Origin of the sequence: Streptomyces niveiscabiei (assembly GCF_001419795.1) — a bacterium.
In the GTDB taxonomy this organism is placed as follows: domain Bacteria; phylum Actinomycetota; class Actinomycetes; order Streptomycetales; family Streptomycetaceae; genus Streptomyces; species Streptomyces niveiscabiei.
The window spans coordinates 1-10,972 of the sequence record NZ_LIRL01000941.1 but is presented as its reverse complement, the minus strand read 5'-3'; the positions used below and the strand labels follow the sequence as shown (position 1 = coordinate 10,972).

Annotated in this window: 8 protein-coding genes; 4 read left to right on the top strand and 4 right to left on the bottom strand. The window is 72.0% G+C overall.

What is annotated here, in order from left to right; translation table 11 throughout:
• Positions 1–150: 150 nt before the first annotated feature.
• Both AOK24_RS37465 and AOK24_RS37460 read right to left on the bottom strand, forming a co-directional pair.
• Positions 151–2,358 carry a trypsin-like serine protease gene (locus tag AOK24_RS37465; RefSeq protein ID WP_055724405.1) on the bottom strand — a complete coding sequence of 736 codons (2,208 nt, stop codon included), beginning with the start codon at positions 2,356–2,358 and terminating at the stop codon, positions 151–153.
• A 73-nt stretch (positions 2,359–2,431) separates the two neighbouring features.
• Positions 2,432–2,950 (bottom strand): hypothetical protein, encoded by a 519-nt coding sequence (locus tag AOK24_RS37460; protein ID WP_240554306.1) that lies wholly within the window; start codon positions 2,948–2,950, stop codon positions 2,432–2,434.
• Positions 2,951–3,227: 277 nt separating this feature from the next.
• Between AOK24_RS37460 and AOK24_RS37455 the strand changes: the two genes are divergently transcribed.
• Positions 3,228–6,554, top strand: coding sequence for an ALF repeat-containing protein (locus AOK24_RS37455; RefSeq protein WP_240554305.1), 3,327 nt, complete (start codon positions 3,228–3,230; stop codon positions 6,552–6,554).
• A gap of 29 nt (positions 6,555–6,583) precedes the next feature.
• On the top strand, positions 6,584–6,973 hold the full coding sequence (locus AOK24_RS37450; protein WP_055724404.1) for a hypothetical protein: 390 nt from the start codon (positions 6,584–6,586) through the stop codon (positions 6,971–6,973).
• A 294-nt stretch (positions 6,974–7,267) separates the two neighbouring features.
• On the opposite strand, the gene phoU is transcribed toward AOK24_RS37450, so the two are convergent.
• Positions 7,268–7,948 carry a phosphate signaling complex protein PhoU gene (gene phoU, locus AOK24_RS37445; RefSeq protein ID WP_055724403.1) on the bottom strand — a complete coding sequence of 227 codons (681 nt, stop codon included), beginning with the start codon at positions 7,946–7,948 and terminating at the stop codon, positions 7,268–7,270.
• A gap of 190 nt (positions 7,949–8,138) precedes the next feature.
• On the opposite strand from phoU, the gene phoR reads away from it, so the two are divergent.
• Positions 8,139–9,434 carry a two-component system sensor histidine kinase PhoR gene (gene phoR, locus AOK24_RS37440; RefSeq protein WP_055724402.1) on the top strand — a complete coding sequence of 432 codons (1,296 nt, stop codon included), beginning with the start codon at positions 8,139–8,141 and terminating at the stop codon, positions 9,432–9,434.
• Between the two features lie 5 nt (positions 9,435–9,439).
• Positions 9,440–10,111: a two-component system response regulator PhoP gene (phoP, locus tag AOK24_RS37435; RefSeq protein ID WP_018568744.1), complete on the top strand. Its 672-nt coding sequence runs from the start codon at positions 9,440–9,442 to the stop codon at positions 10,109–10,111.
• An 81-nt stretch (positions 10,112–10,192) separates the two neighbouring features.
• Here the strand turns inward: phoP and AOK24_RS37430 are convergent, their stop codons facing one another.
• The gene (locus AOK24_RS37430; protein WP_055724401.1) at positions 10,193–10,870 is read right to left on the bottom strand and encodes a copper chaperone PCu(A)C domain-containing protein; all 678 of its coding nucleotides are present in this window, start codon (positions 10,868–10,870) and stop codon (positions 10,193–10,195) included.
• Positions 10,871–10,972: the final 102 nt, after the last annotated feature.

The window sequence follows — 10,972 nt, the reverse complement described above, 5'->3', positions numbered from 1 at the left end:
GCCCCCGAAGGAGCAAGAACTCGAACGCCCCGACACGGGCGCCCCGACCAGCCAGAACCCGAACATCCCCCCAGAACCCGAACACCCCCGCCCGGCCGAAGCCGGACGGGGATGTTCGGTGCGACTACCTCACCGCAGCAGCAAGCTCACTCACCGAGCCGACTGCCCGAACCGATCCCCCGTGGCCGCGAGGCCGCCCGCGCCCGGCTGGTAGACCGTCGCCGGGGCGACGGTGCCGCCCGCGGTCACGTTGGAGAGGGGCAGGGAGTAGAGCGTGCCGTAGGCGGACGGCCCGTAGGGCAGGCCGACGTACAGGTGGGTGCCCGTGTACCAGAGGCTGGAGCCGAGCTGCTGGTTGGCGCCCGGCGTGCCGGGGATGCCGTCGCCGTCGCCGACCTCCAGCCAGCGGTCGCCCGCACCCGGCGTGCCGAGCAACGAGAACGTCTGGACGGCGCCCGCCTTGGCGGTCGTACCGACGGCCTCGCCCGGTACGCCGACCGCCAGCTTCAGGGTCGCCGCGGTGCTGACGGCGCGAGGTGCCGTGTTGACCGCGGTCAGCGTCGAGCCGAAGAGGTCGCCGGACTCGGACGTGCCGGAGACGTCGTCGTCGGCGGTCCCGGAGGAGTAGCCGTTGAGCTGGGTGTACGTACCGGCGGAGGTGATCCGGAAGGTCAGCACCCCACCCGTGTCGACGCTGTTGGTGCCGTTGACGGCGAGGTCCTCACCGGGCGACCCGACCGCGAGGATGGAGTCGGTGGCCGAGGCCGCCCCGGACGGCCGGTACGACACGATCGCGAGCGACTTCCCGAAGAGGTCACCGGCCTCGGCGCCGCCGCCGACGGTGTCGAGGTCCTGGTCGAGCCCGAAGAGCGGGGTGGGCCGCTTCTCGGCGTTGAGGACGTTGGGGTTGAAGACGGCGAGGTTGCCGGCGTTGGCGTCGGTCCCGATCGTCTCGTTGGGCGCGGCCACGGCGAAGTGGTTGGACCCGGCGGCGACGACGGTGCCGAACGCGTCGTTGGCCTCGATCGCCCCCGGCACGCCGAGGCTGTCCTGGTGGACGGAGACGTTGGTGGCGCCCTGGAGGTAGAACACCTCACCGGCCTTGGCGGCCCCGGCGAGCGCCTCGCCCGGCACCCCGATGACGATGTACGGCTCACCGGCGTTGGTGACGGACGCGGCGACGGCCGCCCCCATCCGGTCCCCGCTCTCGGGCCCGGACGCCTTGATGGACCCGGTGCCCGCGCCCTGCTGGTAGTTGGCGTCCTTCAGCGTGCCGGTGCCGAGCCCGCCGGGCGCGCCGTAGAGCAGGTCGGTCATGCCGGCGTCGGCCGCGTCCCCGAGGTTCTCGCCGGGCGTGCCGACGACCAGGTCCGTGCACCCGTCGGCGTTGTAGTCGACGGTGGCGATGGCGTCTCCGAAGGCATCGCCGGCCTCGGCGCCCCCGTTGACCCAGTCGAGGTCCTGGTGGATCTCGGTGTTGCCCTTGCCGCCGCCGTACACGATCCGTACGGAGCCGGCGCCCGCGTCGCCGCCGATGGTGGCGCCGGGGTCGGCGATCGCGATGTCCTCGACGCCGTCGCAGTTGAAGTCGGTGACGCGCGGCGCGCCGACCGTGGAGGTCACCCAGGACGCGATGTCGTCGACGCGCGCGACGACACCCCCCGTACGGGTCTCGGCGGCGTCGATGCCGAAGCAACCGCCTTGGAAGGAGCGGCTGTTGAGCCCGACGAGCTGTCCGCCGCGGACGACGGGCCCGCCGGTGTCGCCCTGGCAGGCGGCGGCACCGGCTACACCGGTGACGTTGGCGGTGGCTCCACTAAAAGCATCAACCGTGAGCGCGCCCGTGTGCAGCTTCAGCGGCACCCACTCGGTCTTGGTCCGCCCGTACCCGGCGAAGGTCAGCTGCTCGCCGGCGGCCGGCGCGGTGGTGGAGACGACGGCCGGCGTCACCCCGGCGACGGGCTTGTCCAGCCGCGCCAGGACGACGTCCCGGTCCGTACGCGGCACGAGTTCGACGACCTCGCGCACGGCGCCGTCGGTGCCGGAGAGGTCGGTGCGGCCGATCGTGGCGACCGTCTTCTGCGCGGGCTTCCCGGCGGGCACGGCCAGGGAGGCGGCCGGGTCGGCGGCGAAGCAACTGGCGGCGGTGAGCAGCCACTCGGTGTCGACGAGGACACCGGAGCAGCCGCGCGCGTAGTCGCCGACGACGATCTGGGCGGTGTAGGCGTACGTCGTGCCGGTCGCGGGCGTGCCGGTGACGGCGGACGCGGGGGCCGCGGCGCACACCGCGACGGGGCCGGCGACGAGGGCCGCCGCGAGCGCGGACAGGCGCAGGGAGAGGGGTCTGGGTGGTGTCATGGCGTGGGTTTCCTCAGAAGCGGGAGCAGGAAAAGGGAGTTCACAAAAAGCACGAAAAGGGGGCCGTCACCGGCTACTTCGAGCTCCTGATCTCCACGAGGATGTGGTCCCTGCCCTGCTCGTCCGCGCTCGATCCGACGGCCGTCCAGGTGTTCTTCGCGACGTCGAAGGACTTCTCCTCCGTGCCGACGGTCATGTCGACCTGGGTCTCGTAGTCGTTGCCGCGGATGCCGTACACCGCCGGGATCTCCAGCGTGAGCCAGCCGGAGGTGCCCTTGACGTCGAAGCAGATCTTGTCGGCGCTGCCGTGCGCCCACACCTCGAGCTGGCCGGTGTCGGTGACGCAGTCGGCGAGGGTGATGTGCCCGTCGCCGCGCTTCAGGACGATGTTCTTCTCCGCGAGGATTTTGTCCGCCAGCGGATAGTTGTACTTCTCGACCGCATATCCGGGCGATTCGTCCGCCACAGAAGAAACCGATCCGGAAGAGACGGTTCCGGATTCCGTTCCCGATGCGCCGATAGCGAGCCACGCCACAGCCCCCGCCGCCGTGGCGGCGCCCACTATGCGCCAGATTGTTCTTTGTGCCTTCATTAATGTCCCCGTCTTTGCTGCCTTCGCTTTCCCGGTGAAAGCGGATGTCATCCAAGACCGGGCAGGTAAGCGCTGTCCAGCACGCCAGATGTGATATACGACACGCTCAAAGAAATGTGAAGGTCCGCTTGTGCAAATATGCCAATCCAGCATTGACTTCCGCCCATGGCCCGTGCTTTACCTATGCCGGAAAACTCAAAAAGCACCGGAAGGATGATTCCTTTTGCCTCCCTCTTCCCTGTGGAGCAGACGCCGGATTCTCACCGCGGTCGCCGGCGTGGCCGCACTGCCGGCCCTCCCCTCGGTCCTCACGCTGACGGCAACTCCGGCCGCCGCCGCCGACGACCCGGCGGACAGCGGGCTGCCGGACACCGACCGCGGCAAGGCGGTGTGGGCCTACAAGACCGGCGGGCGCAGCGTCCGCGAGGCCGCCACGGCGGCGCTGCTGGGCACCCCGGCAGCGGTCACCGCGTTCCTCACCACCGACCTCCCCGCACGCCGTGCGGAGGACAACCGCATGGGCGTGCTGGCGGGTCTCCCCTATGCCGGCCGGTCCGTCCAGAACTTGGTCAACACGGCGTTGTCGGCGGGGGATGACGCGGTCTCGACCTTCCTGGACGGCGGCTACACGGCGGCCGTCAGCTCCGACCTGCGCGCCTCGGTGCTCACGGTCATGAACAACAGCGGCACGGCCGTGCAGCGCGCCGGCACGAAGGCGCTGGACGCGGCCAACGACAAGGCGCTGCACACCTTCCTGAACGAGGGTCAGTTCACGGCGCAGGCCGAGGACGAGCGCTCGGCCGTCTTCAAGATCCTCGCGAGCGCCTCCCCGCAGGTCGCCACGTACGCGCAGCGCGCGCTGGACGACGGCTCGCCGGCCGCGATCCGCCAGTTCCTGGTCTCCGGCCAGTACATAGCGCGCGCCCGCGACGAGGAGGCGGCGACAATCGACCAGCTCGTCGCGATCGTCGAACGCGAGGGCAAGCGCGCCCAGTTGCAGACCGAGCAGGCCGTCGCCGCCTCCGACAAGGCGAAGGACGCCGCCGAGAAGGCCAAGGCCGCCGCGCTGAAGGCCGCCGACGAGGCCGCCGCCGCCAAGGACGACGTCGCGAAGTCGGCGCGCGCCGCCAACGCCGCCGCCTCCGCCGCGAAGGGCGCGGCAGCAGCGGCGACCACCGCGATCTCGGCGTCCCGTGTCGCCCAGGCCGCCGCCGGCCGGGCCACCATGGCCGCGCAGGCCGCCGCCTCGGCCGCCGCCTCGGCGGGCAGCGCCGCGTCCCGCGCGTACGGGGCCGCGATCGCCGCGTCGAAGGACGCCTCGAAGGCGGCTGCCGCGCGCTCCGCCGCCGAGGGCGCCCGCAACGCGGCGAGCAAGGCGCGGACCGCAGCGAAGGCCGCCGACCAGGCGCGCGCCGCTGCCGCCGCCTGCGACACGGCGGGCAACGCCGCCAAGTCGGCCGCGAACAACGCCGCAGCCGCCGCGAACGCCGCAGCCGCTGCCGCCGCGTCCTCCGGTGTCGCCCAGGCGCAGGCCGCCCGCGCCCGCGCTGCCGCCGCCGAGGCCAACGCCGCCGCCGCCCGCGCGACGGCCGCGGCGAACACCGCCTCCACGCTCGCCGGACGCGCGGCAGCCGCTGCCGCCGTGGCCCGCGACGCCGCCAACTCCGCCGCCGCACACGCCGAGAAGGCGGCAGCGGCGGCGGACGAGGCGGCGGCGCACGCCGGTCAGGCCGTCGAGTACGCCAAGCGCTCCACGGAGTACGCGAACGCCGCCGTCGAGGCCGCCAACACCGCCACCAACGCGGTCAAGGAGGCGCAGGAGGTCGAGAAGGCCGCGCGGGCCGCCGAGACCGCGCGCATCGAGGCCGACACCGCGATCGGCATCGAACTCGCGCGCCTCGCCGCGCAGGAGGAGACCGCCGACCTCGCCAAGGCGAACCGCGAGCGCACCCAGGCCGACCGGACCTCGTCCGAGATCAAGGACCTGATCGCCGCCGCCGAGGCCGCCGTCACCGCCGGTGACACCGCCACGGCCGTCGACAAGGGCCGCCGCGCCGCCCTGCTCCTGCTGGACAACTCCGGCTCCTGGACCCGCCAGGCCGCCGAGTACGCGCTGTCCGGCACCGAGTACGACGTCCTGAACTGGCTCTCCGCCGACCGCGCCCTCGCCGAGGGCCAGGACGACCGCGAGACCGTCGTCACCGTCGCCGAGATCTCACGCGTCTCCGTCGCGCAGGCCGCCGCCGACACGCTGGCCTCCACCGCGCCGGACGCCGTCCGCACCTTCCTGACGACCGGCGCCGTCGAGGCGGCCAAGACCGACAACCGGGTGCTGGTCTTCAACGTCCTCGGCGCGAACCCGGGGGCCAGCGTCAAGGCGAAGGCGCAGGCCGCGCTGGACGACGGCAGCGCGGTCGCCCTGCACCGCTTCCTCCAGATCGAGCACGCCGAGGCGATCAAGGAGGACGACCGGGTCGAGATCTTCAAGCTGCTCGCGAACGGCGGGCAGTACATGAAGTCGGCCGCGCAGATCGTGCTGGAGGGCCCCGCCCGGATGCGGCGGAACTTCGTCGCCCACGACCAGTACGACGTGACCCGCCTCGACCAGGACTCCGTCGCGCACATCTCGGCGATCCGCGCGGCCATCGCGCACGCCGCGAAGGTCGCGGCGAAGGCCCAGGAGGACGCGGCGCTCGCGTCCAAGGCCGCCGCCGAGGCCCGCCAGGCCGCCGCCGAGGCGACCGCGTGGAAGAACAAGGCCGACGGGTACGCCGCCGACGCGCAGAAGTCCGCCGCCGAGGCCAGGACCAACGCCGACGCGGCGGACCGGTCGGCCGCCGACGCCGCGAAGTCCGCCGCCACCGCGCAGCAGGCCGCCGCGGTCGCCCGTACGGCGGCCCGGACGGCGAACTACTCCGCGCGCCGCGCCGCCGCCTCCGCCAGCCAGGCGGTCGCCTCGGCGGCCTCGGCGCAGGCGTCCGCGACCGCGGCACGCGCCTCCGCCGTCCAGGCCGGCAAGGACGCCGCCGCCGCTGCCGCCGCCTCCTCCGAGGCCCAGCGGATCTACACCGCGAAGGTCGCCGCCGAGGCCAAGCAGCGCGCGATGGACGCGGCCGACAAGGCCCGCGGACACGACGCGAACGGCACCAACCCGTCCCAGACCGCCGACAGCGACAAGCCGTGGTACGTCGACTGGGGGATCTGGCCGGAGGACGTCGGCAGCGCCAGCGAGTGGTCGACCGTCGTCGGCCACTACTCGACGATCCTCGGCGGCGGCGCGGTCGCCCTGGGCGTCGCCTCGCTGTTCTTCCCGCCACTGGCCCCGATCGCGGTCGGCGTCGGCATCGCCTCGGTGGTCGTCCAGGGGGTCAGCGCGTTCCTCGCGCTCGCGGGCAACGACTGGAACTGGCAGAGCAAGCAGTTCCAGTCCGCGTTCGGCCTCTTCGGCCTCGGCCTGGTCACGCTCGGCGTGGGCGGCACGCTGTCCCGCGTCGGCCTGAACTACGCCGACGACGCGGTCAAGCTCGCCGACACCGTCGGCGGCAAGATCGTCAGCGTGGCCGGTGACGTCACGACGACGGTCGTCGGTCTGCTGACCTGGTAATTCCGGTACGAGAGGGCGAGGATCTCCCCATGCTGACGCAAGGCATGTCCACGAGCGGCTGGTGGGTCCTCGCCCTCGTCTCGGGCGCGGCCCTCGGGTTCGCGTGCCTGACCCTGGCCGACCGGCGCAAGCCGGGCCACCGGGCGGCCATCGTCGCCGCGGTGCCCGGCGCGATGGCGCTGTTCCTGTGGGCGCAGGCGCGCTTCGGCAGCCTCGACGGCCGCCAGGCCCTGTTCTTCTTCACCCTGATCAGCCTCAGCCTGACGATCCTGCGGGCGGTCTACCACCCGTGGTTCAGGCGCCAGTTCCGGCTGCGGGACGCGGGCGAGCCGATGGAGAACGCGACCACCCCGCAGGTGTTCCTGTTCCTGTTCTCCTTCGTCGCCACGTTCGCCGGCGTCGCGTTCCTCGTCCACTGACTGGTGCACTGAACGGCTGAGGGGCCCGGCGCGCAGCCGGGCCCCTCAGGAACAGCTCAGCCGCACTGGCACGGGCTGCCGGACTGGCACCCGCACCCGCACCCCGACCCGCAGCCACAGGCCCCTATCAGCATCAGGTTCCTGATCTCGACGGGCTGTTCGGTCGGTGTCTCCTGGGTGGGGTCGGGCGACGTGCTGGGGGATTCGGCCATGGGTCCCTCCTCGACGCAGATACACCCATGGCAACCGACCCGCGACCCGGAGTGAAGGGCGCACCGACGGCGCACAGAAGCTCTACGCCTGGATCTCCGGCGGCAGGTCCTGCTGGATGTCGTCCGCGTGCTCGCCGGTGACGAGGAAGACGACGCGCTTGGCGACGGCGACCGCGTGGTCGGCGAACCGCTCGTAGTAGCGGCCCAGGAGGGTGACGTCGACGGCGGTCTCGATGCCGTGCTTCCAGCGGTCGTCGATCAGGTGCTGGAACAGCGTGCGGTGCAGCAGGTCCATCGCGTCGTCGTCCGCTTCGAGCTGGAGCGCGAGGTCGACGTCCTTGGTGATGATGCACTCGGCGGACTTGGCCATCAGGCGCTGCGCGAGCTGGCCCATCTCCAGGACGGTCGCGTGCAGGTCGCGCGGTACGGCACGCTCCGGGAAGCGCAGCCGCGCCAGCTTGGCGACGTGCTGGGCGAGGTCGCCGGAGCGCTCCAGGTCGGCGGACATCCTGAGGGACGTCACGACGATCCGCAGGTCGGTCGCCACCGGCTGCTGGCGGGCGAGCAGCGCTATGGCCTTGGCCTCCAGCTCGTGGTGGAGCTCGTCGACCTTCTTGTCGCCCTCGATGACGTTCTCGGCCAGGTTCAGGTCGGCGTCGAGGATCGCGGTGGTCGCGCGCCCGATGGCCGAGCCGACCAGCCGGGCCATCTCCACCAGACCGTCGCCGATCGAATCAAGTTCCTCGTGGTACGCGTCACGCATCTGCGTTCCCTCGTTCCCTCTCGTGCATCAGTCCTAGGCGCTTACAGTCCCACGTTCGGCCCTGGACGCGTCGGTTTCCGTCATCCCAAATGAACCACTACCAGCGCCAAGGTGAACTCTGGGCGACGAGTCTCGCAGGTCACCCCTCGACGGCTGTGGCGATGTCGCACCCCGTGCCTAACCTGGAGACATGGACGTGAACGCGGCGGTCGCCGCAGCGGCAGCGATCGCCGGGGTACTCACCGGCGTGATCGCCATGCTGGCGTTCCGCTGGAGCGAGCGCGACCAGAAGCGCCCCACCCGCACCTCCCTGCACACGGACCCGGTCCTCCCCCCGGGTGTCGACACGGTCCTGTCGGTCCTGCGCTCCTCGGCGGTCGTGCTGGACGAGGCGGACGCCGTGGTGAAGGCGAGCTCGGCGGCGTACGCGCTGGGCCTGGTCCGGGGCGGGAAGCTGGCCGTGGAGCCGATGCTCCTGATGGCCCGCGACACCCGCCGCGACGGCGAGATACGCCAGGTGGAGCTGGACCTCCCGCGGCGCGGGACGGGCCGGGGCGAGGCCCTCGCGGTCTCCGCCCGGGTCGCCCCGCTCGGCTCCCGGCTGGTGCTGCTGCTGGTCGAGGACCTCACCGAGGCCCGCCGCATCGAGGCGGTCCGCCGGGACTTCGTGGCGAACGTCAGCCATGAGCTGAAGACCCCGGTCGGCGCGCTCTCGCTGCTCTCCGAGGCCGTCATGGACGCCTCGGACGACCCGGAGGCCGTCCAGCGCTTCGCGGGCCGCATGCAGATCGAGGCGACCCGGCTCACCAACCTCGTGCAGGAGCTGATCGACCTCTCCCGGGTGCAGAACGACGACCCGCTGGAGGACTCCGAGCCGGTCCGGGTCGACGAACTCGTCGCCGAGGCCGTCGACCGCTGCCGCCACCAGGCGGGCACGAAACAGATCACGATGGCCGCGGGCGGCGCGGCCGACCTGCACGTATGGGGGAACCGCGGCCAGCTCGCGGCAGCGCTCGGCAACCTCGTCGAGAACGCCGTCAACTACTCCCCCGCCCGCACCCGCGTGGGGATAGCAGCCCGCCGGGTGACCGCGCCCGGGGGTGGGGGCACCTCCCAGGCTTTCGGCACTGGGGGACTGATCGAGATAGCCGTCACCGACCAGGGGATCGGCATCTCCGAGAAGGACAAGGAGCGCGTCTTCGAGCGCTTCTACCGCGTCGACCCGGCCCGCTCCCGTGCCACGGGAGGTACGGGGCTCGGTCTCGCGATCGTCAAGCACGTGGCCGCCTCGCACGGCGGGGAGGTCACGGTGTGGAGCTCCGAGGGACAGGGCTCCACGTTCACCCTGCGACTGCCGGAGGCGGGCTCGGCCCGTGACCGGGCGCACCAGCACCCCGACCTGGACGGCGACGAGGCCGACGAGGACAGGGCCGCCCCCTCAGATTCACCTTACGAACCGCTTCCCGCCCCGGAGGTCCTTCCGTGACCCGTGTGCTCGTCGTCGAGGACGAGGAGTCCTTCTCGGACGCCCTGTCGTACATGCTTCGCAAAGAGGGCTTCGAGGTCGCCGTGGCGGCCACGGGCCCCGACGGTCTCGACGAGTTCGAGCGCAACGGCGCCGACCTCGTCCTGCTCGACCTGATGCTGCCGGGCCTGCCCGGCACGGAGGTCTGCCGCCAGCTGCGCGGCCGGTCCAACGTCCCGGTGATCATGGTCACCGCCAAGGACAGCGAGATCGACAAGGTCGTCGGTCTCGAAATAGGGGCCGACGACTACGTCACCAAGCCCTTCTCCTCCCGCGAGCTCGTCGCCCGCATCCGCGCGGTCCTGCGCCGCAGAGGCGAACCGGAGGAGGTCACCCCGGCCGCCCTCGAAGCGGGCCCGGTCCGCATGGACGTCGACCGCCACGTCGTCACCGTCTCCGGCTCCAAGGTCGACCTCCCCCTGAAGGAGTTCGACCTCCTGGAGATGCTCCTGCGCAACGCGGGCCGCGTCCTCACCCGCATGCAGCTCATCGACCGCGTCTGGGGCGCCGACTACGTGGGCGACACCAAAACCCTCGACGTCCACGTCAAACGCCTCCGCGCCAAGATCGAACCGGACCCGGGCGCCCCGCGCTACCTGGTGACGGTCCGGGGGCTGGGCTACAAGTTCGAGCCGTAAAGAGCCTCGCTACGACGACGTACGACGACGAGGGCGGCACTCCCGGTCGGGGGTGCCGCCCTCGGGCGTGTGCGGGGCCGGTCAGTGGCCGGCCGCGGGGGACTCCGAGGAGGCCGGGCCCTCGGAGGACTCGGAGCTGCCGGAGGAGGACTCCGGCGACGGGGACCCGGAGGGGTTCGGGGACTCCGAGGGGCCGGCGGAGGCGCTCGCGGAGGAGGAGGGGTTCGGGACGGAGGTCGGGCCCCAGGAGCTGAAGTAGCTCGTGGCGGGGACGACGAACGCCTGGAGGCTGACGTCACCCGTCTCGCTGAACGTGAAGGTGATCTTCTGGGCGTTGCCGTTCTTCACGGTGTCGCCCGGGTTCTCCAGGACGGCGGACGCGTTGTTCGCGCCGCCGATGACGATCGAGCCGCCGGCCGGGACGAGCAGGCTGCCCTTCTTGCTCTTCGTGTCACCCTTGCCCGGCGTCAGCACGGCGGAGGCGCTGGTGCCGTCCACGGTGATGCCGGTCAGCGTCTGGTCGGAACGGCTGGTGTTGAAGACGGTCGCGGCGACGGCGGCGGGCCCCTCGACACCGCGCTCCGGCTGCGTGACGACGATCGCGTTCTGGATCTTGATCACGCCGACGGTGACGGCCGCGTTGTCCGGCTTGATCTCCAGGGTCTGGCTGTTGTTCCCGGCGGCGCAGCCGGCGAGCGAGGCGATCGAGAACGCGAGGGCGGAAGCGGCGAGGGCGCCGCGTCGAAGGCTGCTGCTCACGGCGGCGGCATCTCCTTGGAACGCAGGGGCGGACCTCATAAAGCCGCCCTAAGGGTCAGTCAGCGCCCTCAGGGTATCGACCCGTTCACCAGCCCCCACACC

Excerpts from the sequence above, each read along its gene's own strand:
- AOK24_RS37465 (WP_055724405.1), bottom strand. The coding sequence starts at position 2,358 with ATGACACCACCCAGACCCCTCTCCCTGCGCCTGTCCGCGCTCGCGGCG.
- AOK24_RS37460 (WP_240554306.1), bottom strand. The coding sequence starts at position 2,950 with ATGAAGGCACAAAGAACAATCTGGCGCATAGTGGGCGCCGCCACGGCG.
- AOK24_RS37450 (WP_055724404.1), top strand. The coding sequence starts at position 6,584 with ATGCTGACGCAAGGCATGTCCACGAGCGGCTGGTGGGTCCTCGCCCTC.
- phoU (WP_055724403.1), bottom strand. The coding sequence starts at position 7,948 with ATGCGTGACGCGTACCACGAGGAACTTGATTCGATCGGCGACGGTCTG.
- phoR (WP_055724402.1), top strand. The coding sequence starts at position 8,139 with ATGGACGTGAACGCGGCGGTCGCCGCAGCGGCAGCGATCGCCGGGGTA.